At 32.7% G+C, this 25,822-nt stretch carries 21 protein-coding genes; 13 read left to right on the top strand and 8 right to left on the bottom strand.

Features of this window, described 5'->3' with window-relative positions; genetic code table 11:
* The first annotated feature begins 176 nt into the window (after nucleotides 1-176).
* Nucleotides 177-1,208: an NAD(P)/FAD-dependent oxidoreductase gene (locus tag AST02_RS08985; protein WP_069817549.1), complete on the top strand. Its 1,032-nt coding sequence runs from the start codon at nucleotides 177-179 to the stop codon at nucleotides 1,206-1,208.
* Between the two features lie 71 nt (nucleotides 1,209-1,279).
* Nucleotides 1,280-1,681, top strand: coding sequence for a GNAT family N-acetyltransferase (locus tag AST02_RS08990; protein WP_069817550.1), 402 nt, complete (start codon nucleotides 1,280-1,282; stop codon nucleotides 1,679-1,681).
* 289 nt (nucleotides 1,682-1,970) lie between these two features.
* Here the strand turns inward: AST02_RS08990 and AST02_RS08995 are convergent, their stop codons facing one another.
* Nucleotides 1,971-3,329 (bottom strand): sugar porter family MFS transporter, encoded by a 1,359-nt coding sequence (locus AST02_RS08995; protein ID WP_069817552.1) that lies wholly within the window; start codon nucleotides 3,327-3,329, stop codon nucleotides 1,971-1,973.
* A 214-nt stretch (nucleotides 3,330-3,543) separates the two neighbouring features.
* Complete coding sequence (locus AST02_RS09000) at nucleotides 3,544-4,533, bottom strand: acrylyl-CoA reductase family protein (protein WP_069817554.1); 990 nt, start codon at nucleotides 4,531-4,533, stop codon at nucleotides 3,544-3,546.
* Nucleotides 4,534-4,804: 271 nt separating this feature from the next.
* Here AST02_RS09000 and AST02_RS09005 point away from each other — a divergent pair, with 271 nt between their 5' ends.
* Together AST02_RS09005 and AST02_RS09010 are read left to right on the top strand one after the other, a co-directional pair.
* Nucleotides 4,805-5,323 (top strand): GNAT family N-acetyltransferase, encoded by a 519-nt coding sequence (locus AST02_RS09005; protein WP_069817556.1) that lies wholly within the window; start codon nucleotides 4,805-4,807, stop codon nucleotides 5,321-5,323.
* 194 nt (nucleotides 5,324-5,517) lie between these two features.
* Complete coding sequence (locus AST02_RS09010) at nucleotides 5,518-6,378, top strand: hypothetical protein (protein ID WP_069817558.1); 861 nt, start codon at nucleotides 5,518-5,520, stop codon at nucleotides 6,376-6,378.
* Between the two features lie 104 nt (nucleotides 6,379-6,482).
* Here AST02_RS09010 and AST02_RS09015 read toward each other — a convergent pair whose 3' ends face one another.
* On the bottom strand, nucleotides 6,483-8,174 hold the full coding sequence (locus tag AST02_RS09015) for a CDP-glycerol glycerophosphotransferase family protein (protein WP_069817560.1): 1,692 nt from the start codon (nucleotides 8,172-8,174) through the stop codon (nucleotides 6,483-6,485).
* Between the two features lie 237 nt (nucleotides 8,175-8,411).
* Between AST02_RS09015 and AST02_RS09020 the strand changes: the two genes are divergently transcribed.
* The gene (locus AST02_RS09020; RefSeq protein ID WP_069817562.1) at nucleotides 8,412-10,013 is read left to right on the top strand and encodes an L-lactate permease; all 1,602 of its coding nucleotides are present in this window, start codon (nucleotides 8,412-8,414) and stop codon (nucleotides 10,011-10,013) included.
* Between the two features lie 270 nt (nucleotides 10,014-10,283).
* On the opposite strand, the gene AST02_RS09025 is transcribed toward AST02_RS09020, so the two are convergent.
* Entirely contained in the window at nucleotides 10,284-11,441 is a 1,158-nt protein-coding gene (locus tag AST02_RS09025) for a glycosyltransferase family 4 protein (RefSeq protein WP_069817564.1), read from the bottom strand.
* A 389-nt stretch (nucleotides 11,442-11,830) separates the two neighbouring features.
* On the opposite strand from AST02_RS09025, the gene mqo reads away from it, so the two are divergent.
* The gene (gene mqo / locus AST02_RS09030; protein ID WP_069817565.1) at nucleotides 11,831-13,309 is read left to right on the top strand and encodes a malate dehydrogenase (quinone); all 1,479 of its coding nucleotides are present in this window, start codon (nucleotides 11,831-11,833) and stop codon (nucleotides 13,307-13,309) included.
* A gap of 89 nt (nucleotides 13,310-13,398) precedes the next feature.
* On the opposite strand, the gene AST02_RS09035 is transcribed toward mqo, so the two are convergent.
* A complete protein-coding gene (locus tag AST02_RS09035) occupies nucleotides 13,399-14,766 on the bottom strand; it encodes a HAMP domain-containing sensor histidine kinase (protein WP_069817567.1) in 1,368 nt (455 codons plus the stop codon).
* Entirely contained in the window at nucleotides 14,759-15,433 is a 675-nt protein-coding gene (locus AST02_RS09040) for a response regulator transcription factor (protein WP_069817568.1), read from the bottom strand. Before AST02_RS09040 ends, AST02_RS09035 begins: the two co-directional genes overlap by 8 nt.
* A 155-nt stretch (nucleotides 15,434-15,588) precedes the next feature.
* Between AST02_RS09040 and AST02_RS09045 the strand changes: the two genes are divergently transcribed.
* Together AST02_RS09045 and AST02_RS09050 are read left to right on the top strand one after the other, a co-directional pair.
* The gene (locus AST02_RS09045) at nucleotides 15,589-16,641 is read left to right on the top strand and encodes an ABC transporter permease (protein ID WP_069817571.1); all 1,053 of its coding nucleotides are present in this window, start codon (nucleotides 15,589-15,591) and stop codon (nucleotides 16,639-16,641) included.
* Nucleotides 16,641-17,309 (top strand): ABC transporter ATP-binding protein, encoded by a 669-nt coding sequence (locus AST02_RS09050; protein ID WP_069817573.1) that lies wholly within the window; start codon nucleotides 16,641-16,643, stop codon nucleotides 17,307-17,309. Before AST02_RS09045 ends, AST02_RS09050 begins: the two co-directional genes overlap by 1 nt.
* Nucleotides 17,310-17,515: 206 nt before the next feature.
* Here AST02_RS09050 and AST02_RS09055 read toward each other — a convergent pair whose 3' ends face one another.
* The gene (locus AST02_RS09055) at nucleotides 17,516-18,487 is read right to left on the bottom strand and encodes a YdcF family protein (protein WP_069817574.1); all 972 of its coding nucleotides are present in this window, start codon (nucleotides 18,485-18,487) and stop codon (nucleotides 17,516-17,518) included.
* A 216-nt stretch (nucleotides 18,488-18,703) separates the two neighbouring features.
* Here AST02_RS09055 and AST02_RS09060 point away from each other — a divergent pair, with 216 nt between their 5' ends.
* From AST02_RS09060 to AST02_RS09070, 3 genes are all read left to right on the top strand, one after another.
* The gene (locus AST02_RS09060; RefSeq protein WP_069817575.1) at nucleotides 18,704-19,168 is read left to right on the top strand and encodes a MarR family transcriptional regulator; all 465 of its coding nucleotides are present in this window, start codon (nucleotides 18,704-18,706) and stop codon (nucleotides 19,166-19,168) included.
* A 394-nt stretch (nucleotides 19,169-19,562) separates the two neighbouring features.
* On the top strand, nucleotides 19,563-20,954 hold the full coding sequence (locus tag AST02_RS09065; RefSeq protein WP_069817576.1) for a zinc ribbon domain-containing protein: 1,392 nt from the start codon (nucleotides 19,563-19,565) through the stop codon (nucleotides 20,952-20,954).
* Between the two features lie 247 nt (nucleotides 20,955-21,201).
* Nucleotides 21,202-22,413: a multidrug effflux MFS transporter gene (locus AST02_RS09070; protein WP_069817577.1), complete on the top strand. Its 1,212-nt coding sequence runs from the start codon at nucleotides 21,202-21,204 to the stop codon at nucleotides 22,411-22,413.
* A 114-nt stretch (nucleotides 22,414-22,527) separates the two neighbouring features.
* Here AST02_RS09070 and AST02_RS09075 read toward each other — a convergent pair whose 3' ends face one another.
* Nucleotides 22,528-23,076 (bottom strand): TetR/AcrR family transcriptional regulator, encoded by a 549-nt coding sequence (locus AST02_RS09075; protein WP_069817578.1) that lies wholly within the window; start codon nucleotides 23,074-23,076, stop codon nucleotides 22,528-22,530.
* A 128-nt stretch (nucleotides 23,077-23,204) separates the two neighbouring features.
* Between AST02_RS09075 and AST02_RS09080 the strand changes: the two genes are divergently transcribed.
* Together AST02_RS09080 and AST02_RS09085 are read left to right on the top strand one after the other, a co-directional pair.
* Nucleotides 23,205-23,852, top strand: a complete 648-nt coding sequence (locus tag AST02_RS09080) for an HlyD family secretion protein (RefSeq protein ID WP_069817579.1) — start codon at nucleotides 23,205-23,207, stop codon at nucleotides 23,850-23,852.
* A 12-nt stretch (nucleotides 23,853-23,864) separates the two neighbouring features.
* The gene (locus tag AST02_RS09085) at nucleotides 23,865-25,766 is read left to right on the top strand and encodes a DHA2 family efflux MFS transporter permease subunit (RefSeq protein ID WP_069817580.1); all 1,902 of its coding nucleotides are present in this window, start codon (nucleotides 23,865-23,867) and stop codon (nucleotides 25,764-25,766) included.
* The last annotated feature ends 56 nt before the right edge of the window (nucleotides 25,767-25,822 follow it).

The raw sequence follows: 25,822 nt of genomic DNA on the forward strand, positions 1-25,822 counted from the left end.
GATGAGCTGCTTCGTTAATAAGTTATGGGTTAAAAAAATGACCGTATAGTTATATTAATTTTAAGAACACAAATAAATGTAAAATTGATTAAAAATAACAGCGTTTCCATTGATAACCGTTATCATTTCAAGCATAATAGAATCAACAGAAAAGATAGATTTTGGGAGGATTCATTATGGATGACGTTATAATTATTGGCGGTGGGCCAGCAGGATTGTACGCGAGTTTCTATGCGGGTTTACGAGGTATGAGTGTTAGAATTATTGATATACAAGATAAACTTGGTGGAAAAATGCATGTTTATCCTGAAAAAATTATATGGGACATTGGTGGTTTAGCACCTAAACCGTGTGCCGAAGTAATTAAAGATACGGTTGCACAAGGTTTACATTTTAATCCTGAAGTGAATTTGGAAGAACGTGTCATAGATATTAGAAAAATAGCAGAACAACATTTTGAAATTGAAACGGCTAAACATCATATTTATAATGCTAAATCTGTCATCATTGCAATTGGTGGTGGGATTATTAATCCTAAGCAATTAGATATCAAAGATGCAGAGCGCTATAAACTAACGAATTTGCACTATGTAGTCCAATCATTGAAAAAATTTAAAGATAAAAATGTATTGATTTCAGGTGCTGGAAATTCTGCGTTAGATTGGGCAAATGATTTAAGTGGTTATGCCAAAAGTGTCACACTTATTTATCGTAAGGCAGATATTAGAGGCTATGAGGCAATGAAAGATGTGTTGGAAAAATTAGAAGTTGAAAAGCTATCTAATACACATATTCATCAACTTATTGGTGATTCTACGCAAACCAAAATTGAGCAAGTTATTTTAGAAAATACAGAAACAAAAGAACAAATTGTAAAAACATTTGATGAAGTAATTATAAGTCATGGCTTTGACCATGAAAGCACATTACTAGAAGAATCTTCAACTCAAGTTGATATGTTTAATGAATATAGTATTAAAGGTTTTGGCAATACATCTACAAGTATTGAAGGACTGTATGCATGTGGTGATATTATTTATCATGAGGCAAAAGCACATCTGATTGCTAGTGCATTTAGTGATGCTGCGAATGCCGCAAACTTAGCTAAATTATATGTCGAGCCTAAAGCCACGCCTGAGGGTTATGTATCTAGTCACAATGATGTGTTTAAAGAGTCCAATAAAGTAGTTATGAAAAAATATCTATAAAATAAAAGTAAGCTAAAAGGCTATGTGAAATGGTAAATGTTACATAGTCTTTTTTTAGGAGTTGTTCGTAAATGATAGAAATAAAGCATGAAGCACCAGCAATTTCAGAGTATCGAAATTTACGTAAAATAGCAGGATTGAGTGAGAAATCACAAAAAGCAGCAGAGAAAGGTTTAGCTCATGCTTGTTTTGATGTAACCATTTATGATAATCAATTGCTTGTTGGCATGGGGAGAGTGATTGGTGATGGTGGGACAGCGTTTCAAATTATTGATATAGCTGTTAATCCTAATTACCAAGGGCAAGGTTATGGCAAGTTGATTATGACAGATATTATGGCCTACATTTCTGCTGAAGCGGAAGAAGGTACTTATGTCAGTTTAATTGCTGATTATCCAGCAGATCAATTATATGCACAATATGGTTTTATCATGACAGAACCGCATTCGGCAGGAATGTATAGGAAATATTAAAATATAATAAAACTGGCTTATCTAATAACATAAACAAATCAAACTTTGTACTGAACCCCAAAAGTTGTACTTTGGTTTAGTATATAATTTCAAAGGTTTGTTTTAGATTATCGACTATTTGTTGGTTGAACTTATATAGAAGAAAATGCACACAAAAATTTAATGAAGGAAATACCTATAAAAACCAAATGTTTAATGTGCACAAAAAGAGAGGGTATGAAGTCATATGACTTCATACCCTCTTTGAGGTAAAACTGATGTGTTTCAGTGTACCTTTTATATAATGAGATTATTTTGTTTCATTAATATTTGCTTCGTCTGCATTTGTTCTAGAACGTAATTCGGCTTCGATTTCTTCTAAGCTACGTCCGCGCGTTTCTGGTAGGTATTTAATAACAAAGATTAAAGCTACAATACCAATAGCTGCAAAGATTAAGAATACTTGTTCTACTGGTAATACGTCAGTCAAGAGTGGGAAGAATTGTGCAACTAATAAACTACCAATTGACAATACTAATGCTGCCATACCCGTTGCTGCGCCACGTGCACGCATTGGGAATAATTCTGGTAACATAACCCATAGTACAGGACCCCAAGTGAAACCAAAGAATATAATGAAAAGAGTTAAACAAGCAACAATAATCCAAGCTGATGATTGAATTCCCATTGACCATATTAAAATAGCCATGATTAATAATGAAGCTACCATACCGATATTACCAATAATTAATAGGCGTTTACGGTCAATCTTATCAATAATATTAATAGCAACAATTGTAACTATCACGTTCACTGCGCCGATACCCACTGTACCTAAAATAGAAGTGGCATCTCCTAATCCAGCTTTACTGAAAATAGTAGGCGCATAATAAATGATTGCGTTAATCCCTATAATTTGTTGTAGCAAGGCAAACACACAACCAATTAATAGTGTAGGTCGTAACCAAGCTGATTTTAGAACGTTCCAAGTGCTGTCAGAAATCTTGTTGATTTCTTTCATATCAGCAATTTCTTTGTCTATTTCATTTTGTTTAAATGTTAATTTCATAACATCTCGAGCAGCTTTTTCGCTTCGATGTTCAAGTAACCATCTTGGACTTTCAGGCATAAATGCTACACCGATAAGTAAGATGAGAGAAGGTACAATTGCAAGACCTAACATCCATCTCCAACCTTCAATTGGTGTGAAAGCATAGTTGATTAAATATGCTGCTAAAATACCAATTGTAATCATTAATTGGTTTAATGAACTTAATGAACCACGTTGTTCTGTTGGTGCCATTTCAGATAAGTATACTGGAACGATTGCGGTAGAACCACCAACGGCTAACCCGATAACTAAACGACCGAGTACTAAGATTGGCATTGATGGAGCTAATGCTAGAATTAATGCCCCGACAATATAAATGATCGCTATGATAAACACAACGCGTCTACGTCCAAGTCTATCGGACATTGGGCCACTAGCTCCCGAACCAACAATTGCCCCAATAAGCATAGATGAAACAACTAAACCTTCTGTAAAACTATTTAAAGGAATATCCTCGTTTATAAATAATAAGGCACCAGATATGACTCCCGTGTCATAACCGTAGAGTAAACCACCTAAGGCACCAAGGAAAAAGATGAGTTTCTTATTTATTTTCATTCCCAAACCCTCCTGATTTAATTCGATAGGTATAAGTATACGCTTTCACATATTGGTTGTAAATATTAAAGTATAAGATTTTTATTAATTCATATGTATTTATATCAAACGGAATATTTTCTATGTACGAATATAAATTCATTTGTATTTAAAATGCAAAAAATCCTACTTCAAAATAAAAATTGAAGTAGGATAGCAAGAACTCACTATTTTACTAGGCTTCGAAATCGATAACGATACGGCCAGAATTATTGTGTTCAAGCACCTTTTTAATACTATCTTTTATATCGCTAAATTTGATTACTTGTTTAATTTCATGTAATTGATCTGGTTTTAAGTCTTTAGCTAATCGACGCCAAATATGTTTACGTTGTTTCATTTCAGTATAAACTGAATCAATGCCTATAATACTTGTACCTCTTAATATGAAAGGAAATACTGAACTGTCAAATGTATGACCACCAGTCATACCGATTACTGCGATACTTCCATTGTAATCTATTTGTTTGATAATCTGAGATAAACTTTCGCCACCTACAGGATCAATTGCTCCTTGCCAAGTACGTTTGCCAAGCAGTTTATTATCAGTTTCGTTAATACGAGGTATAACTTCTTTTGCACCGAGTGATTTAAGCTTTTCTTCAACACCTGATTTACCTGTGCTCGCTACAACATCAAAGCCAATAGAATCTAACATCATAACAGCTAGTGTTCCAACACCACCTGTAGCACCACGTACAAGTACGTCATCTTTTTCAACTGAAAGTCCGTTACGTTCTAATTTTTCTATTGCTAATCCTGCTGTATAACCAGCTGTTCCGTAGATCATAGCCTCTTCCAGTGTTAAATCTTTAGGTAATGGCACGATCCATTCTTCTTTGACACGAGCATATTCACTAAATCCACCAAAATGACTACTACCTAAATCGTAACCAGTTACGATTACTTCTTCGCCAGGATTGAATGCGTGCGTATCAGAATGTTCTATTACACCTGCTAAATCAATGCCTGGAACCATTGGATAAGCATTGACAACTTTTGAATTTTCAACTGTTGCTAATGCATCTTTATAATTGATACCTGAGTACTTAACCTTAATCAGCACTTCACCTGCTGGAAGGTCATCTATAGTTATATCTTTAAATTGATTTGTTACTTTGCCGTCTTGTTCATCGACTACAAAAGCTTTAAATGATTGAGTCATTGCCTTAGGGCACTCCCTTATGTATATATTTATGCACAATTAAAAAACTAGAATCAACTTTATCACGTAATTGCAAATTACACAATAAGCCTAGACATAAGGTTTTAGAAGTAAGCGTTTTAAAGTAAAAAACTTTTGTGTTTATGTGAAAGTAAAACGATGTTGTAAATATACCTTTTAAAAGTAATGGAATTATAATCAAATTATAGTAAAATTATCCTCGGATTAGTATAATAAATTACAAATATAAATTGAGATAGAGGTGGAAATTATGACCCAATGTATTGAACGTGTTAAACAATCTGAGGTTAAAATATTGAGAGCGTTGTGTATGACAACTTTTAGAACAACTTTTGAGGCAGGCGAATATTCTGATGAAGATTTTAACCATTATTTTAATGAAGCTTATGCTATGGAGCAACTAGAAAAAGAATTACTAAATAAAAATTCATTCACTTACTTTTATAAGGAAAAAAATGAAATAATTGGTTATTTTAAATTGAATGTTAATGATGCTCAAACGGAAGTTATGGGTGATGAGTATCTTGAACTGCAACGTATTTATTTTCTACCCCAAGCACAAGGAAGTGGTAAAGGTAGCGATGTCTTTGATTTTGCAGTAACAAAGGCTAAAGAACTCAACAAATCAAAGCTTTGGTTAGGTGTATGGGAGCATAATGCGCAAGCTCATCGGTTTTATCTAAAACAAGGACTTACAGTGACTGGAGAACACCAATTTTATACAGGTTCTATTATAGATACGGATTTAATTATGGAGAAAGATTTATAGATATGAATAGTATTTAATAAATTGTTTAGTTTTCATTAAATTTATATTTTCTTTCGAAAAAATTTTGATAAAAGATGTTTATTTTTAAATTTATAGTGAATAACATACTAATTCTCATCTAACTTATTGGGCAAATTAATACATATGGCTAAATCATTAAGTTATGAGTATTAAAACATAAGGAGGTTTTCTATATGAAAAAATTATTAGCAGGGGCTTTGACACTATCTTTAGCTTTAGCTGCTTGTTCAAATGGTGGCGATGACGAAAGTAATAAAAAAGACGATAGTTCAGACGACAAAAAATCTAGCGAAGACCAATCAAAAGATTCTAAGAATGATGACAAGAAGAGTAATGATAGCTCAGACAAAGATTCAGACAAAGATTCAGACAGTAAATCTGGTGACAGCAATTCAAGCGATGATGATAGTTCTGATAGCAACAGTAATAGCGATTCAGATAGCAATAGTTCATCAAGCGACAGTGGAAATGCTTCAGACAGCGATGGTTCAAATTCAAGCGGTAGTAATGACGCTAACAGCTCTAATAGTGGCGATAGTGCTAATAGTTCTAGTGGTGCAAATGCTAATGGCGATGCAGCTAACAGTGGTAATAACGCTAATGGTTCTGCAGATAGCGCAAATACAAATGGTGCAAATGGTAATGCGAATTCTAACAGTGATGCATCAAACAATGCGAATGCAAACAATGCAAACAATGGTACAGCAAATTCAGGAGCATCAGAATATGTACCACCGTACCAAGGACAAAATGCGGTTCCAGTTTCACAAAATATTTCGTCAGGAACTGTTGATAATCAGGCCGCATTACAGAATTTACCTAACTTCCAAAACTCATTAGATAATGCAACGGCAGAAGTTAACTCAATTAATGGTCAATCTAATCCTTACAATGATTATGCCATTGAAGGAAGCGAAGGTAATTATAGTTATATCTTTAGTTTCCAAAATCAAGCTGAACCAGGAACATATGCAATTGCTACAGTAGATCAACAAGGGACTGTAAGAGTTGTAGATCCAGCTTATCATCAATAATCAATTGAAGTGAAAATGATACACACAATAAAAAAGGCTGGGAGAACTCATTACTATAATGAGTTCTCCTAGCCTTTTTAATGTAAGTTTAAAGATATTTTATGTTAATTATATGTTCTATTACACTTTTTAATAATATGAGACAGGGTTTCAAAAGCATGATTATCTCTATTGATAAAAGAATTGGAATGAATCTCTGTCATTTGATGACTAATTAAATCATTTAGCAATGCTTTAGCATCACTATATCTAACAGTAGCTAATGAATGCATAACTTCATCGTAGACGCCACGTTCAGAAATGTATTTAGCGTGATTTGGTGTGTACTGACAAACAGTTTTATTAATTGTTAATGCATCAAAAATAATAGAAGAATAGTCTGTGAGTACAATGTCTGAAACTAATAATAAATCTTGAACTTCTATATGTGACGGTGCAAGAATTGCATTTTCAGGAATATAAGAAGATTGATCTTCAATATGTCCTTTAAATACAACGTTATATTTATTGAGTAATCCATCACTAATAGGTAATAAATCTGAATCATCGTGGTGAGATTTCCATGTTGGTGCATAAAGTAAAGTTTCTTTTTCAGGGTCTAACTTCAATTCTCGTTTAATAAAAGAAATATAATGGTGATCCGTTTGTTTATCTAGCAAATATCTATTTCTAGGATAACCGCAGTTTAAAATATGTGTTTGTTGTTGCGGAAAAGCAGATTTGAAATATTCTATAATAGATTCACTATCACACACAAAATAATCTTGTTGTAACCATTTATTGTATTTACGTGCGCGGTAATTGTAAATATTTAGATTTTGTGACGGTTCATTACTATCTAAAAACAGTTTTTTTATGGGTGTGCCGTGCCAAAGTTGAATAACAGTTCCATTGGGTTTTAGTGTGTCTGGAATATTACTTTCTAATATCACTACACATGCGCTTTCTATAATCTCTTTTGCTTTTGGATCATTTGGTTTAATGAAGTTTGGACCATTGACCTCATCGGTTATAAAATATATTGGTAATTTTGAAAAATGTTTTGCAAAGTGATTGAACAAGTAACGAGAATTACCTCTAAAACCATAATCGAAGCCTAAGAATACAATATGATTTTTAACTTTTGACGGATTTTTTTCATATATGTAGCTTTGTTCTCGATGTTTTTTAACTGACTGACGTTGCATCATATTGAATAACCAGTGAGGCATTTTGAAACCTGTAGAATTTAACCATTTATCAGTAAAACGCATTTGTTCTGGCGCTAATGTTTCATTTGTTTTAAATGGAAGCCCATGTTTATGTTCATATGCTAATTTATTTAAATTGAACTTTGTCGTGTTCAATGGTGTCAGTTTATGTATATCCTTCCATATCTTATTACTTGTAGTGAATGACTGACTGAAATCAAAAGTGACATGACTGTCAGTAGCAACATCATCTTGCAATAGTGATATTAAAGCTAAGTCAAATACATTTTGTATATTAAAGTCATCTATAATACGCTGAGTTGTTTCTATATGGAAAATGATGTTTGGATAGTGATTAATATTTTCTATCCAGTCATTAAATGTAATCTCTAATTTACCAAAATAACGACAATCATTTATATATTGTTGGTTAACAGTATAGTCAGATACAATCGTGCAAGGTTTCAAATTAACTGCATCAATCATATTTTGGTGTATTTTTACATCCTTGTTAATTACAACAAAATGTGTATAATTTTCTAGTGTTGCTTTTTTTAGTTGAGTTTCTAAATGTTGCCACTCAGCTAATTCAATTTGTTTTATCATTAATATCCCTCTACTTAATCATTATTGTTACTATTTTACCACGGAGTGCACTTGAGATAAATGAATCCCTTGTAGAGCAGGTTTTAAAATTTTAAACTTCGTGTTACGCTAGAAAAAATAACGAAAGTTTTAAAAAGTATATTGTATTTAAGACAGAAAATGTTATAATTTCATTGTGAAAAAAATCACAATAATAATCTACCCCAAAAATTAAAATAGAAAGAAGTAGTGAAACGAATGTTTGTAGAAACTTTTAACCCCTTTAACAATGTATTAGTCTCATCTATCATTGCAGCGATTCCTATTATTTTATTCTTGTTATGCTTAACTGTATTTAGAATGAAAGGGATATATGCTGCAATTACTACTGTAGTCGTTACATTAATCATTGCAATATTGTGTTTTAAACTACCAGTAAGTATTGCTTCTGGCGCAGTTGTCGAAGGATTTTTCCAAGGTATCATACCTATTGGTTATATTGTTATCATGGCAGTATTATTATATAAAGTCACAACTGAAACAGGGCAGTTCCAAACTATCCAAGATAGTATATCTAGTATCTCACAAGACCAACGTATCCAATTATTACTTATTGGGTTTGCGTTTAATGGATTCTTAGAAGGTGCTGCAGGTTTTGGCGTGCCAATTGCAATCTGTGCACTTTTACTTACTCAACTAGGTTTCGCTCCATTACAAGCAGCGATGTTATGTTTAATTGCAAATGCTACGGCAGGAGCGTTTGGTGCGATTGGTTTACCGATTACTGTAATTAATACTTTAGGTTTACCAGAAGATATTACAGGTATGGCAGTCTCACAAATGTCTACGCTAACTTTATTCATTATGAATATGGCGGTACCATTTCTATTGATATGGATTATTGATGGTTTCAAAGGTATTAAAGAAACATTGCCAGCCATCTTAATTGTAAGTATTACTTATACAGTGTTACAAGCTGTAATTACATTATTTGTTGGACCTGAATTAGCAGATATTATTCCGCCATTAGGTGCAATGTTAGCATTAGCTTTATTTTCTAAAAAATTCCAACCAAAACATATCTTTAGAATTAATAAAGAAGAGAAACCACAACAAATTGAGCAACATAAAGCGAAAGAAATTGTTTATGCATGGAGCCCGTTCTTTATTTTAACTGTATTTGTAATGATATGGAGTGCACCAAATTTCAAAGCACTGTTTGAGCCAGGTGGCGCATTAGAAGCGTTCGTCTTTAACATCACATTACCGGGCACATACAGTGAGATTGCAAATAAAGCAATTAGTCTACCATTAAATCTAATTGGTCAAACAGGTACAGCCATTCTTTTAGTAATAATTATTACTATTTTAATGTCTAAACGTGTTGGTTTTGCTGATGGTGGTCGACTATTTAAACTTTCATTTAAAGAACTTTGGTTACCAATCATCACAATATGCTTTATCTTAGTAATTTCAAAACTTATGACGTATGCAGGGTTAAGTAATGTAATTGGTGAAGGTATTGCAAAAACAGGCGCTATATTCCCATTATTATCTCCAATTTTAGGTTGGATTGGCGTCTTCTTAACTGGATCAGTGACAAATAATAATACGTTATTTGCGCCGATTCAAGCAGCTGTTGCAAATAATATAGGAGCAAGTGGTGCGTTACTCGTTTCTGCCAATACTGTTGGTGGTGTAGCAGCGAAACTTATATCTCCACAATCTATTGCAATCGCTACTGCATCTGTTCAACAAGTTGGTAAAGAATCTCAACTGTTGAAAATGACATTACGCTATAGTATTGCGATGCTCGTATTCATATGTATTTGGACATTTATCTTGAATTTCTTTATATAGAAATAAATAATTAAAAACGACTACACATTATTTGGCTGTCGACAAAGTCCGTGACTTTGTTGGCAGTTTTTTTGTGCGCTTTCCACAAGTATAAATTTGACTTCACTATATAAGTTTCATACTCACTTGCCTAAAGCACGGCCTCAGCCTGTATTCTTCAGCTCGAGCTATTCTACTGGACGGAGCCAAATCATTGTCGATACTTAGGTTTAAAAATACAAATCAAACGTCATAATTAACGTTTGATTTGTTTACGTTTTGGATAAAGCACTATGGTGTGTGTGAATTAAGCATATTTGAAAACTGTTGATAAATAGCTTCAGGCGCATAAGTAGCGACGGTCTTGAAACCATTTTCTATAAGGACGTGTTCTTTGAATTCTTGATTGATTAGTCTACGTAGTTTATTCGATAATTCAGTCACGTTCGTGTGATCTATTAAATAACCATTCACATTATTTTTAATAATAGAATCAGGGCCAGCGTTTCCACTAAAGCTTACTACAATATTACTTTGGTTCATTGCTTCTAAGATAACCATGCCGAAACCTTCGTTACGCGAAGGAACGACTGTAATTTCACTAATTGCTAATTTTTCGTTTAATTGTTGCGTTGAACCTTGTAGTAAAACAATATCTGATAAATTATAACGATCAATAAGTTGTTGTAGCGCTTCTCTTTCCTGACCTTCTCCGAAAATGTGTACTTTATAGCCAAATTTTCTGACGATATGTTGAATAGGATTAATACTATCGATGAGTAAGTCGAACCCTTTTTCATATTCTAAACGGCCAGCTGCAGTAATTATTTTTTCTTTTGTGATAGTAAGTCTAGGTTCATCTAAAATATTTGGAACAACGTAAACAGGTGTTTGAATAAATGATTGATATTTAATTTTATCTACAGTAGTAAGTGTAGTCACTTTATCTAAAGCGGTATATGCATCAATGATTTCTTGTTGAAATGCTTCGGGATGGGCTTCAAAATTCATGTGCTCCATGCCAATGGTTTCAATGTTGTTTTGTGCGTATTTTGCAATCAATATATTAAAACTGGCTCTAGTTCCGATTAGAACGTCCGTATCAATTTTACGGATGGATCTAATCATCTTTTTCTCTATATAACGTGAAAATTGATTTAAACCCGGTTCGTTTTTTGAAAGTACTTTAGGTTTAGAAATTGAAGTGTATTTATTGATGCGGTTAAAAAATAAATCTTTAAAATTTTTAGGGTGTAACTGATAATTGATCAAAGGTTTTATAACTATAGAATCATGGAGTTCGAAATAAGGTTTTATATCACCTTTAAATACAGAAATGATTTCGATTTTATGACCTTTTTTAGCTAGCGTATTAGCTAATTGTGAAATAGACTTTACAGTGCCGCCCATAGCATAAATATTATGCATGAAAAAAGTGATTGATTTCATCCGAGAACCTCCAAATGTTTCTTAACTTAAATTAGAATTCATTATATCATGAATGGTATGATGTTTTTTTATGAGTAGTATCAAACTTATTTAAGTATTTAAAAAGCGTATTAACGTCTTTTTAGAAGATATAATAGAACTTTTATTTAACAGTTTGGTTAACACATATTAACAAAATTTGTGTAGAATTACTGAAAGCCCTTTTTTCATAGGGCAATTACGTATATAATTAGAGAAGTATAAAGATATATTTCGTTATTTTTACATTTTAATCAATTATAACGGCAAGGTTTTTTATTTTTTAGTTATAGAAAAGGCTTCATCCCATTTTCTAAAAGGATAAAGATAACGTTTCTATAAACATATATAAAAGGGGGACTGTGTTTGTTATGAGCACAAAACATAGCAAAACAGATGTCATCTTAATCGGTGGCGGTATCATGAGCGCAACGTTAGGAACTATATTAAAAGAACTCGCACCAGAGAAAGAGATTAAGATGTATGAAAGGTTATCTACACCAGCAGAAGAAAGTTCTAATGGTTGGAATAATGCAGGAACCGGTCACTCTGCATTATGTGAGTTGAATTATACAAAAGAAAATAAAGATGGTTCAATAGATATAAATAAGGCCGTAAAAATTAATGAACAATTCCAAGTTACTAAACAATTTTGGAATTACTTAGTTAAACAAGGTCAACTTACACAGCCTGAGGCGTTTATTAAGCCTGTACCTCACATGAGCTTTGTACAAGGCGTCCGTAACGTAGATTTCTTAAAAAGACGTGTGGAGAGATTAAATAAAAACATTCTATTCAGTAATATGGAAATTACTGATAATAAAGATAAAATAGCTGATTGGGTGCCACTGATGATGGAAGGTCGTACATCTCATGTACCAGTGGCAATGAGTTATGATAAAACTGGCACAGACGTTAACTTCGGTGCACTAACTAAAAAGTTATTTGAAAACTTAGAAGAAAAGCAAGTTGAATTGAATTATGAACATGAAGTACAAGATCTTAAACAACGTGAAGACGGTGTTTGGGAGATGAAAGTTAAAGATTTACAAACAGATATCGTGACATTTGTTGAAAGTGATTTCGTGTTCATCGGTGCTGGTGGGGCAAGTTTACAATTGCTACAAAAAACAGGTATTAAAGAATCTAAACATGTTGGTGGATTCCCTGTAAGTGGCTTGTTCTTAGTATGTAAAGATGAATCTATTACAACGCAACATCTTGCTAAAGTATATGGAAAAGCTTCAGTAGGAGCGCCACCAATGTCAGTACCACATTTAGACACACGTTACATAGATGGCAAACGTACAATATTATTTGGTCCATTTGCAGGATTTTCACCTAAATTCATGAAAACTGGTTCAAATATGGATTTAATTAAGTCTGTAAAACCAAATAACTTAATTACAATGCTGTCTGCAGGAATTAAAGAAATGAGTTTAACAAAATATTTAATTTCACAACTTACCCTTTCAAATGAAGAGCGTATGGAAGACTTACGTCAATTTGTTCCTAATGCTAAGAGTGAAGATTGGGAAATTGTTGTAGCTGGTCAACGTGTGCAAGTTATAAAAGATACAGAAAATGGTAAAGGAACATTGCAATTTGGTACAGAAGTTATAACTTCTGAAGACGGTTCATTGTCTGCATTGTTAGGTGCGTCGCCTGGTGCTTCTACAGCAGTAGATATTATGCTTGATATGCTTAAACGCTGCTATGGTGAAGAATTTAAACAATGGGAAGATAAAGTGAAAACAATGGTACCTTCATATGGCATGAAACTATCAGATAATGAAGCACTTTATACGAAATTGAATAAAGAAATCACGAAAAATTTAAAAATAAATTAATATAGCTTTAGCATTGATATGATAATAAGCAATGAAAATAAGCGCACGGTTAACCTAGTATCATACTAGGCTAACCGTGCGCTTTTAGTTTAACTTTTACGGATTTCGATAGAGAATGTAGTGCCCTTATTTTTTTCGCTTACTGTGGATATCGTACCACCATGTAGTTCAAAAATGGCCTTAGCAATAGCAAGGCCTAAGCCATTACTGTTGTCATGATTACTTGCTTTATAAAAACGTTCGAACAAACGAGATTGGGTTTCTTCAGTCATACCCTGACCATCGTCTGTAATCGTACAATTAATAGAATCTAAATCTTGTTTGAGCATAATATCTATCGTGCCACCTTGAATTGAATATTTAATGGCATTTGTAATGAGGTTTTGGAATGCTTGATGTAATAAGCGTTCGTTACCAACCATTTCAATATTTTCTAAATCTGACATAATGATTAAATCTTTTTCATTGGCAGAAAATTGTTCATGGCGAATAATTTGTTTTAAAAGTTGGTTAAGTTCAATGTGATCTTTAAATTCAAGATGTGCACCATTATCAATTTCCGATAACAGTAAAAGTTCTTTTGTTAATTCGCTAAGTTGTGTAGTGATTTGGTAAATATCATCAATATAGCGCTCACGTTCTTGATCACTCTTAGCAAATTTGAGCTGATCAAGTAGATGATGAACATGGGTTAATGGTGTTTTGATTTCATGAGAAACGTTCTGAACGAAATGTTGTCTCATATCATCTAATTGTTTTAATGAAAGTCTCATTTTATCAAATCGATATTGTAACGTGCCTAATTCATCTTTACGGGTGATCTTAATGGCCGTATCAAAATTACCTTGCATAAGACGTTCTGTCGCATTTTTCAATTGTTGAATGGGTTTAATTAATGTATAAGTTGAAGAAATAACTAGAATGATAGAGATAATGAGTAATAACGATATTAATATCGCTAAGAATATTCTAAATTCACTAAATGTTTTACCAATATCTGGTCTCATGAAGACAGCATAGTTTTGACCTTTGGATTCAAAAGCAATACCTACTGTGTTTTGAGTAGTGTTTTCAAAAAAACCAGTAATAATAGGCGCGTAAGGTAAATTTTTAATACCATGATAATCTTTACCGTTTAGTACGCTTTGAACTTCTTGTGGAGCTATATTATCTTTTCTGAATGGTTCACCATAATATGTTCTTTTTCCGTTTTCTGAAATAGTCATAATTTGATAGTTCATTTCACCTAAATGTTTGAAAAATGGTGGATAGCTATCTATTTTTGATTCATTTTGGTATTCCATCGAATCTTTTAAAGTACGCATAATTTTTGCATCATTATTTTCTTTCAAAAAATTATGATAAATAATATTTGTACATAAAAAACTGACTGCTGCACTGAAGAGCATAACAACAATGGTATACACTGCAATGCGTGTATAGAGTGATTTAAACATGATCATCCACCTTATAACCCAATCCACGCACTGTATGAATTGTTACTGATGCTTCCAATTTTTCAAGCCTCTTTCTAAGACGTTTAATGTGAACATCGACAGTGCGTTCATCACCTTCATAATCAAATCCCCATATTTTTTCTATTAAATCATCACGGTTAAAAACTTGTCTTGGATGAGAAGCAAGGATAAATAGTAATTGGAATTCTTTATTAGGCAAATTCATCGTTTTAGATGCTGTTTGTAATTCTAAATACGCTTGATTAATCGTCAGGTTGCCAATAGTAATTTCATTATTAGCATTAATATTATAGCGTTTAAGCACAGCTTTAATTCTGAAAATAAGTTCTTTCACTTCAAAAGGTTTCGTGACATAGTCATCCGTGCCTGTTAAATAAGCTTGCTCTTTATCGCTTAAAGCATCACGTGCAGTTAACATGATGACCGGCATATTGTAATCTTCTTTTAAAATCTTACAGAGCTCAAAACCGCTCATGCCACCCATCATAATATCTACAATGGCAATGTCTACTTGATTGGATTCAAGATAGGACAATGCATCTTCAGCACTTGATTGCGTAATTGTTTCTAATCCTTCACGACTAATATAATTAGAAACATACTCTAAGATTTTTTTGTCATCATCGACAATTAGACAAGTTGTCATGGGCAATGTCTCCTTCTTCATTTTAATGTCATTATAAACGTTACTAAATGACTTAACAAATAACAAAAGTTTTTAAAAATGAACATGAGTTCATATTGAGTTCACATAAGGAGGATAAACTCTAGATATAAGTTTTAGAGAAGGAGTGGGAAATAATGAAATTAGCATGGCAGGAGATTAAATATTATAAATTCCGTTATATTTTAATTATGTTAATCATTTTATTACTAGGTGTTATGGTCTTATTTATTAGTGGACTAGCACAGGGGTTAGCGAGAGAAAATATATCGATGTTAGACAACATGAAAACTGAAAAATATGTTTTACAAGACAATAAGCAACCACAAATTGAGAAATCAATTATCAAACCAGAACAACAAAAGAAAATAGAAGATATTACAAATCAAGAACCATTAAAATTAGCGTCACAAACATTAAAAATTAATAAAGCCGAAGAAGATGTTGTGATGATTAATACGGTAGATAATGACAAGCCTGAATTGGCAGAAGGTAGTTATCCAACAAAAGATAATGAATTTGCAATCAACAGCAAGCTTACTGCCGAAGGTATAAACGTCGGTGACATGGTTGAAGTTAAAGATGGTAAAGAATTAAGAGTATCAGGTGTTATCAACGATACGATGCATTCACATAGCTCAGTCGTGATGATGAATGACAGTGGTTTCGACAACTTGAACAAACAAGTGAGTACAGTTTATCCTGTTAAAGACTTAACAAGTAAACAACAAGATGAAGTAAATAAAATCTCAGATGTCAAAGTATTTACACAAGATGATATTACAAGTGAAATACCAAGTTATCAAGCAGAGCAAGCGCCATTAAATATGATGATTGTAAGTTTATTCGTGATTTCAGCGATCGTACTTAGCGCATTCTTCTATGTTATGACGATTCAAAAAATACCAGAAATCGGTATCTTAAAAGCAATTGGAATCAAAACAAAACATTTATTAAGTGCATTATTAATTCAAATATTAATTACTACTATGATCGGTGTATTGATTTCTGTCGGCTTCGTGAGTGGTTTATCATTAATTATGCCAGTATCGATGCCATTCCACGTAACAGCATCTAATCTTTTATTAGTTGTAGGCGTATTTATTGTAGTGGCAATTATAGGTGCGGTATTATCATTCATTAAACTATTTAAAGTAGACCCTATTGAAGCAATTGGAGGTGGAGAATAATGAGTTTACAAGTAAAAAATATTAAAAAAACATTTGGTAAAGGTCCATCAGAAACGCCAGTATTAAAAGGAATAAACTTTGAAGTGAATGATGGAGAATTCGTAATATTAAATGGTGCGTCAGGTTCAGGTAAGACAACATTGCTTACTATTTTAGGTGGTTTACTCTCACAAAATAGTGGTGACATTTTGTATAATGGTTCTCCGTTATATGCAGGAGATAAAAAAGCATCAGAATTAAGATTGAATGAAATTGGATTTATATTTCAATCTTCACATTTAGTACCTTATTTAAAAGTGAAAGCACAGTTAACGACAATAGGTAAAGAAGCTGGAATGTCTAAAAATGATGCTAATCAAAGAGCGGAAATGTTATTAAAACAAATAGGATTAGAACACCGTTTAAATGTATTTCCACATATGTTATCTGGTGGGGAGAAACAACGTGTAGCGATTATGAGAGCATTGATGAACAATCCTAAAATTATACTTGCGGATGAACCTACAGCAAGTTTAGATGCAGAACGTGCAACTGAAGTTATTCACATGATTAAAAATCAAATACAAAGTAAAAAAATGATAGGTATAATGATTACCCATGATAAACGATTATTTCAATATGCAGACAGAGTAATTGAATTAGATAATGGTGTAATAGTGAATTCATAGACCATAAAAGTTCAATTCAGTCAGGCACTGCCAATATAAAACAAGAGGTTGAGACATGTGATATGTCCCACCCTCTTGTTTTTTTACGTTCTCATTCATCTTATGTTTATTGCCATTAATTAATGCTTAGTACTATGTCATGTTGACCTATTTGCTAGATTGCTAATTTTAGTCGATTTAAGCTGGTTGTTTTTAAAATTATATGTCTACAGAGTAGGGATGTGCCACAATGCAAAAATACAAGCAAAAAACAATGTAGCGAAGTAGACTGTTAGCAATAACTTGTATTGATACATTAATGCTAAAAAATCTCTAATTAAAGCAACTTCAAAAAAGTGATAGGGCGTATGACTTCCTACACCTGTTAATTTAAGGTCTAACTTTTGGCCGAAGCGGACTGCACGCATAATATGAAATTGACTTGTAACACAGACAATCTCAGGTTTTATTTTAAATGACTGTTGTATCAGTGCTTTTGTAAATTTAATATTTTCATATGTACTCGTAGATGCATCTTCCATTAAGATTTGATCTGGATTCACGCCACGGTCAACTAAGTAACGAAACATTGCCAAAGCTTCAGATATAGGTTCATCCGGACCTTGCCCGCCACTTACGATTAATTGCGCATTTGGTTGTTGATTAAACAAGGCTAATGCTCGGTCTAATCTACTAGCTAGCATAGGCGTGACATGTTCATTAAAAATACCTGCACCTAAGACGAGTATCGTATCAAATTTTGCGATGTGTTGTTGATTTAAATAACAAGAAGCGCAAGATACATAACAAATAAAAGTGAAAATTGCGCTAAAGGCAATCGCTGCTAACCATAGAAATACAACATTAAATGCAAACGGTAGCAAGCTAATGTAGGCACAAGCAAGTGTGAAAACGATGACTTTAAAAGATAAGCGATAGAGTCGTTTTAAAAATAGCGCGCTCATACGATACTGCAGTATATGTTTGTGTTTTATATGTACTAATAAGAAACCAATAAGCATCACAACAATGATATCTATAGGGATATGATGAGAAGCAATACGTAATATAATTACAATATAACCTAATATTACCTGGGAAATAAAAATATTGATATTTGCAAAATATTTTAAATTTAAATACATACTTACGAAAATAAGTACTGTCAGTAAACTACAGAGTAGTGCCAGAATATTCATGTTTCACCCCAGTATTTTATAGTATATTAAATGTAGTTGAATCCATTAAAATAAGCAAATGTATAAAACGTTACTATTAATATTAAGCAATACACACCATCCATAAATGGATGCATTATATATTTTAACTTTTATAGAAGTTAAAATATTGATACTATTAATATAACAAATGACAAAATGATATTACATATAGTAGAGATTGAAGAGGTGCAACCAATGGTGAAAAATTTAAGTAGTCATATAGAATTCATGGGAGAATTCATAGATGATGTAAATACATTATTAGCTAAATTATTAAAGGCGTTAAGAGAAGAGTACAATGTATCAAAAGAACAGGCAAACGTTATTTTAATGCTTGAAAATGGAAAAGCGATGACTTTAACAGAAATAACAGAACGTCAAGGCGTAAATAAAGCTGCCGTCAGTAGAAGAATAAAAAAGCTAATTCAAGCTGAGGTTGTACAATGGGATAAATCTGAAGATACAGGAGATCAACGATTAAAATATATTAAATTAACTGAGAAGGGCAAACAGTTTAATAGAAAAAGTAAGTCTATTATAAATGACATAGTGAGTGATATGCTGCATGATTTATCAGATGATGAAATTGAACAAGCGCGTTATGTATTGGAAATCATTGACCAAAGACTGAAGAACTTTAATGTCAAACATCATTCGTAACATTAATCAATATTAGTATGGTAGGACGAATCTAAAAACACAGCAAGTTATAATTAGATAAATATGAATCTTATTAAGTGGCTGTTAGCATCCAAGCTAGGGTGACTAGTAGCTGCTTTTATTTTATGAATTATTTAGTTATAAAGTTTGTAGATATATTGTTTTGAACAATGGATGATCCAATGACAGAACTGAAGCATTAGACTAAATGCGTATATCAATTTTTAAGCAAGGCACATATAATAAATATTATAGCTTTTAAAATATACATTATAATACTTCAATACTGCATAGGTATAGTAATTTATGCAGTATTAATCTGACATATAGTTTCAACCTATAATGTGTTAAAATAACGGGATAGTGTAAAAATCGAGGGTAAAGAGGTGATAAAATGCAAAAATGTCCAAAGTGCGGAGAAAACATAAGAAATGGGCAGAGAAGGTGTAGTCATTGCGGTTATCGAGCAAAACAAGGCGATTCAGAAAAAATGACGCGCTCTACAAAAACAAATAAAAATACAACAAACATTAACGCACGTAAAGTTATTCCTTTGGGGATTGCATTCTTTATCCTTATCTTACTGATCATTGTTTTTTTCTTAGTAAGAAATTTTAATTCACCTGAAGCACAATCAGAGATTATAATAAATGCAGTAGATAATAACGATACGCAAAAACTTTCAACGCTTTTGAGTACCCAAAATAACAGTGTTGATGAAAATGAAGCTGAAGCTTATATTAAATACATAAAAAATGAAGTTGGAATGGATAACTTTGTGAAAGATGTAAATAATAAAATTGCGAAATTGAACCAAAATGATACAAAGAATTCAGATTTTGTCACAGCCAAAAATGGAGAAAAAGTTCTGAGAATCAGTAAAAATGGAACACGTTATTTAATATTTGATAATATGAGCTTTACTGCACCAACTAAAGAAGCAATTGTGAAACCTAAACAAAAAACAACTTATAAATTTAAGGCAGACGATAAACAAAAAACGGTAGTTGCTGAGAAAAATAAGCCAACTTCTTTAGGTAAATTTATTCCAGGTGATTACACACTTGAAGCTAAGAAAGAAATGGAGAACGGTCAATTCAATGGTCGCCTTAAATTCAACTTTAATAACAGCAACAATGAGTCAGTTGATGTTATTGAAGATTTTAACGAGGCATATGTACAAGTTGAATTAAATGGTGCATCTGAAATAGATACAGATTCAGTTAAAGTGAAAATCAATGACAAAGCTTATGATTACGCAAAAGCCAAAGAATTTGGACCATATCCTAAAACAAAAGATATAACAGTATCTGCTGAAGGACAAGCGAAGAAGAAAACATTTAAGTCAGCAGAAACAACAGTGAAAACAGATAACCTCAAAGATAAAACACAGGTTACTTTAAACTTTGATGATGATGAAATTGAGAAGTATGTTGAGGAAAAAGAAAAAGAAGAAAATAGTTTTAGAAATAAGGTGTCTCGTTTTTTCGGTGAATACACTGCGGCAATGATTAGCGCACGCAGTCAAAGTAATTTTAATTTAGTATCATCTTATATAAAGAAAGATAGTGAAAAATATAAGGATACTAAAAAGGACGTTAAATCTAATGAACTATTCTATCTTCAACAACCACAAATCACTGATATTGTAAAAGAAGGTAAAACATTCTATGTTACGGGCCAAGCATTAAAAGAAGATGGCCAATATGGTGAGGTAGAATATCAACTTGAAGGTAATGACAAAGCGAATGATTTAAAAGTAGTGAAATACTCAGAGGAAAGTTAAATATTTGAAAATTTAATGCAAAACGTACTTTTTATAGTTACCTTGTGGGAGCGGGAATACGATATCAAATTTTGATTATGTATTCCCGCTCCCTTTGTCTTTTACATATCAATTTAACTTCATCTATTTAAAATTGCGTTCGCAAAGGCTATAATAATAGCAATAAACTTTATCTTATAATGATATGATATAAAGTGTTAACTAAGTAGCTAAAATTGCTAGGGCTTCAACATTGGGGAGAATAGAAATGTCTAATTATCAAGAGCAAAATAAGAATTCCTTACTGTTTGTTATTATCTTAGGCGCGTTGACTGCGATAGGGGCATTATCTATTGATATGTTCTTGCCAGGTTTGCCACAGATACAATCAGATTTCAATACAACAACATCTAATTCACAACTAACATTATCTTTATTTATGATTGGTTTAGCATTAGGTAATTTATTTGTAGGCCCGATATCAGATGCTATAGGACGAAAGACACCACTAATCGTAGCTATGACGTTATTTACTATGGCAAGTATAGGTATTATTTTTGTGGATAATATTTGGTGGATGATTGCCTTACGATTTGTACAAGGATTTTGTGGTGGAGCAGGAGCGGTGATTTCTAGAGCGATATCAAGTGATCTGTATACTGGAAAACAATTAACTAAATTTTTAGCGTTACTTATGCTAGTAAACGGTGTTGCACCAGTATTAGCACCAGCATTAGGGGGCGTCATTTTATCATTTTCTACGTGGCGGATGGTCTTTGTCATATTAACTTTATTTGGTCTGCTTATGTTATTTGGAACGATATTTAATATCAAAGAGTCATTGTCAACTGAACAACGAGATAGCCCACATCTCGTAAGTATCTTCAAAAATTTCAAACGGTTATTAGCGACGCCTCGATTTGTATTACCTATGCTTATACAAGGTGTGACATTCGTTATTTTGTTTAGTTATATTTCTGCATCTCCTTTTATTGCACAACGCATTTATGACATGTCTGCTCAGCAATTTAGCATTATGTTTGCATCCGTAGGTATAAGTCTCATTATCTCTAGTCAATTAACAGGTAAGTTAGTGGATTATATTGATAGACAAGTTCTTTTACGTGTATTAACAATCATCCAATTAGTGGGTATTGTGTGGATAAGCATTATTTTGTACATGCATCTATCTATCTGGCTATTGTTTATAGGTTTTATTATTCTTGTGGCTCCTGTTACAGGAGTAGCGACACTAGGATTCTCAATTGCAATGGATGAGAACACAGGTGGCAATGGAAGTGCGTCTAGCTTATTAGGATTAGTTCAATTCTTAATAGGTGGGCTTGTATCACCACTAGTAGGCGTAATGGGGGAAGATAGTTATATACCTTACGTCACAATTATATTGATAGTAGGGGTATTATTGATGATACTTCAAATAATAAATTATTTTGTATTTAAACGTGTAGCGCCTAAATAGTAAATTGGATAAAGAGAAAATGAAAAATGGCTGTTAGATTCCTTAGTGGATACCTAGCAGCCGTTTTTCATTTATGTGCTTTAGAAATATCGTAATACGAAAGTGATTACAGTATTAACGCCCTAATTTAATTGCATTTGCAAGTAAAATTTGTGCCATTTCATTTGGTGATTCAATACAACCTTCTCGTATCCAATAATAGATAATACCAAGCTGTCCCCCGATAGCATACGTAACAAACTGTTTTTTATTTGCCACGGTCGTATAATCATCTAACAATTTTGTATAATTGAGTTTGGTTTCTTTAACATAATCGCTAAATAAGTCACGATTTGGATTTGTGACAAATATTGCGTGAAAGAAGCCATAATGACGATGGATATAGCACAAAATGATTTTGAAAAATTTATATAATTTCTCGTAGTTGATTTCTGTGTGTTCAAAGCTATTGTGTAAGACATCTAATAATTGAATATACTTCTTTAGGTGATAAGTTTGAATTGTAGATAAAAGCTCATATTTATCCACAAAATAATCATAGAATGTCGTTCTGTTAACACCACTATACGCGCAAATCATTTTAATAGTAATATGTTCAAATGGATGTTCTTCTAATAGGATAATCATATTTCGAATGATTTTATTTTTAGCTGTCTGTCTCATTTTATCTCCTTCAAAATAACATATGATTACTTACCCGACACATTTAGTAGAAGTGTCGGTGTTTTTTTCTTTAGCATGACTCTATAATATATAAGGTGAATTTTAAAAGCAAATAGGAGGAAAGTGTAATGAAGAAAATGGTGTTAATTAATGTCATTACCATTGTAGTTCTTGTAATAATAGGAGTAGTTGGTTTCCACTTTTATAATCAAGCTACAGGATTTGTCAGTACAGATAATGCCAAAGTTGATGGAGAGCAAATTAAAGTTTCAGCTCCAGCAGCAGGCGAAATTAAATCTTTTGACGTTAAGAATAATGAGAAGTTAAGTAAAGGCGACAAAGTTGCAGAAATCGCAGCAAAAGGTGAAGATGGCCAATCACAAAATATGGATATTAAAATGCCCCAAGATGGAACGATTGTAAAAACAGATGGTATGGAAGGTTCAATGGCGCAAGCTGGAACGCCAATTGCCTATGCTTATAATTTAGATGATTCATACATTACTGCAAATGTTGATGAAAAAGATATTGCGGATGTTGAAAAAGGTAAAGATGTAAATATAACACTAGACGGTGAAGATGCTGAGCTTAAAGGTAAAGTAGAAGAAGTTGGTAAAGCAACAGCTTCAAGTTTTTCAATGATGCCTTCAACAAACAGTGATGGTAACTATACTAAAGTTTCTCAAGTAGTACCTGTAAAAATCTCACTAGATTCAAAACCATCTAATAATGTTGTTCCAGGAATGAACGCTGAAGTCAAAATTCATAAAAACTAAGGAGGGCTTGAAATGACAATAGCCTTCATTATAATTTACGTAGTCATAGCGCTCATTCTTGTCGGATTATTGAATCTGTTTATCACTAAAAAAAATAAGAAGAAATCAATGCGACAAATGGAACATGCTAAGCATGAAAACAACACATCGAATGAAACTTATCAATCTAAATTTAAAGTAAGAGACAATGAAAAATCTAGCGAAACAACGTCACAATCTGAAGAAATACATCATACAAGTGAAAACGTTACATCGGATTCTGAAGTGCTTGATGATGAAAGCGAAACCGTCAATACAGAAACAGAAGAAGTACAACAACAAACTGATTCTGATCACGAAAAGATAAATCCAAATTCAGAAGAAGCCCAAGTCAATGAACAACTAAAAGCCAAACATAATTCATTTATGTTTGGTAAAGGCGCTACACAAGCCAAAGTTTTAGTAGCCATGATTTTTGGTATGTTTATTGCGATTTTAAATCAAACGTTATTGAACGTGGCTTTACCAGAAATCAATATTGATTTTAATATTTCTGCGAATACGGGTCAGTGGCTAATGACAGGATTTATGTTGGTCAACGGTATTTTAATTCCTATCAGTGCTTTTTTATTTAATAAATATTCTTATCGTAAACTCTTTTTAGTTGCGATGGCATTATTTACATTAGGCTCTTTAGTCTGTGGTATATCAGGTTCATTTGGAATGATGATGGCAGGACGTGTATTACAAGCCATTGGAGCTGGTGTATTAATGCCGTTGGGTACAAATGTATTTATGACGATTTTCCCACCAGAAAAACGTGGAGCGGCAATGGGAACATTAGGTATAGCAATGATCTTAGCACCAGCGATTGGTCCAACGTTATCTGGATATATCGTTGAAAATTATCAATGGAATGTTATGTTCTATGGTATGTTTATCATCGGACTTGTAGCTTTAGTTATTGGTTATATATGGTTTAGAGTATATCAAGTTACGACAAACCCTAAAGCAGATGTTCCAGGTATTATCTTTAGTACCATTGGTTTTGGCGCGCTATTATATGGCTTCAGTGAAGCGGGGAATAATACATGGACTTCACCTATCGTGTTAATTTCATTAGTGCTAGGTGTTATCTTTATTATTGCCTTTGTTATTAGAGAACTTACAATGCGTGTACCGATGTTGAATATGGAAGTATTAAAATATTCAGGTTTCACTTTAACAACTATAATCAATATGATTGTTACAATGAGTTTATACGGTGGTATGATTCTATTGCCTCTGTATTTACAAAACTTAAAAGGATTTAGTCCAATGGATTCTGGGTTATTATTATTACCTGGTGCATTAATTATGGGTCTAATGGGTCCTATTGCAGGTAAATTATTAGATACAATTGGTATTAAACCGTTAGCCCTTATAGGTACAGCAATCATGACTTATGCAACATGGGAATTGTCGAAACTGAATGGGAATACAACGTATAATCACATAATGGTAGTTTATATGATTCGTTCATTTGGTATGAGTTTTATCATGATGCCGATTATGACTGCAGGCATGAACTCCTTGCCACAACGTTTGATTTCGCATGGTAATGCCTTATCCAATACATTAAGACAACTTTCAGGTTCTATAGGCACAGCGTTATTAGTGACTGTAATGTCAACACAAACAACTGAACATATCGCTGCTTATTCACAAGATTTGGATAAAACGAATCCATTTATTAAAGATCGTTTACAAGAAATGGCACAAACAATGGGTGGCGAACAATTAGCGACATCACAATTATTAGAATTTGTTCAGAAAATTGCCTCCATCAATGGTGTGAATAGTGCGTTCTTAGTTGCGACAGGTTTAAGTGCACTTGCATTTATATTGAGTCTTTTCTTAAAAGGGAAAGAACATTATTTATCAAAAGAAAATTAAAGTAACAATAAGATAGAAACATGAGATATAAATAATCATTCTCAAAACAAAAATAA

Source organism: Staphylococcus equorum (assembly GCF_001747895.1).
Taxonomy (GTDB): Bacteria; Bacillota; Bacilli; order Staphylococcales; family Staphylococcaceae; genus Staphylococcus; species Staphylococcus equorum_A.

Coding starts and splice junctions, on each gene's coding strand:
- AST02_RS08985 (WP_069817549.1), top strand. CDS start 177: ATGGATGACGTTATAATTATTGGCGGTGGGCCAGCAGGATTGTACGCG.
- AST02_RS08990 (WP_069817550.1), top strand. CDS start 1,280: ATGATAGAAATAAAGCATGAAGCACCAGCAATTTCAGAGTATCGAAAT.
- AST02_RS08995 (WP_069817552.1), bottom strand. CDS start 3,329: ATGAAAATAAATAAGAAACTCATCTTTTTCCTTGGTGCCTTAGGTGGT.
- AST02_RS09000 (WP_069817554.1), bottom strand. CDS start 4,533: ATGACTCAATCATTTAAAGCTTTTGTAGTCGATGAACAAGACGGCAAA.
- AST02_RS09005 (WP_069817556.1), top strand. CDS start 4,805: ATGACCCAATGTATTGAACGTGTTAAACAATCTGAGGTTAAAATATTG.
- AST02_RS09010 (WP_069817558.1), top strand. CDS start 5,518: ATGAAAAAATTATTAGCAGGGGCTTTGACACTATCTTTAGCTTTAGCT.
- AST02_RS09015 (WP_069817560.1), bottom strand. CDS start 8,174: ATGATAAAACAAATTGAATTAGCTGAGTGGCAACATTTAGAAACTCAA.
- AST02_RS09020 (WP_069817562.1), top strand. CDS start 8,412: ATGTTTGTAGAAACTTTTAACCCCTTTAACAATGTATTAGTCTCATCT.
- AST02_RS09025 (WP_069817564.1), bottom strand. CDS start 11,441: ATGAAATCAATCACTTTTTTCATGCATAATATTTATGCTATGGGCGGC.
- mqo (WP_069817565.1), top strand. CDS start 11,831: ATGAGCACAAAACATAGCAAAACAGATGTCATCTTAATCGGTGGCGGT.
- AST02_RS09035 (WP_069817567.1), bottom strand. CDS start 14,766: ATGTTTAAATCACTCTATACACGCATTGCAGTGTATACCATTGTTGTT.
- AST02_RS09040 (WP_069817568.1), bottom strand. CDS start 15,433: ATGACAACTTGTCTAATTGTCGATGATGACAAAAAAATCTTAGAGTAT.
- AST02_RS09045 (WP_069817571.1), top strand. CDS start 15,589: ATGAAATTAGCATGGCAGGAGATTAAATATTATAAATTCCGTTATATT.
- AST02_RS09050 (WP_069817573.1), top strand. CDS start 16,641: ATGAGTTTACAAGTAAAAAATATTAAAAAAACATTTGGTAAAGGTCCA.
- AST02_RS09055 (WP_069817574.1), bottom strand. CDS start 18,487: ATGAATATTCTGGCACTACTCTGTAGTTTACTGACAGTACTTATTTTC.
- AST02_RS09060 (WP_069817575.1), top strand. CDS start 18,704: ATGGTGAAAAATTTAAGTAGTCATATAGAATTCATGGGAGAATTCATA.
- AST02_RS09065 (WP_069817576.1), top strand. CDS start 19,563: ATGCAAAAATGTCCAAAGTGCGGAGAAAACATAAGAAATGGGCAGAGA.
- AST02_RS09070 (WP_069817577.1), top strand. CDS start 21,202: ATGTCTAATTATCAAGAGCAAAATAAGAATTCCTTACTGTTTGTTATT.
- AST02_RS09075 (WP_069817578.1), bottom strand. CDS start 23,076: ATGAGACAGACAGCTAAAAATAAAATCATTCGAAATATGATTATCCTA.
- AST02_RS09080 (WP_069817579.1), top strand. CDS start 23,205: ATGAAGAAAATGGTGTTAATTAATGTCATTACCATTGTAGTTCTTGTA.
- AST02_RS09085 (WP_069817580.1), top strand. CDS start 23,865: ATGACAATAGCCTTCATTATAATTTACGTAGTCATAGCGCTCATTCTT.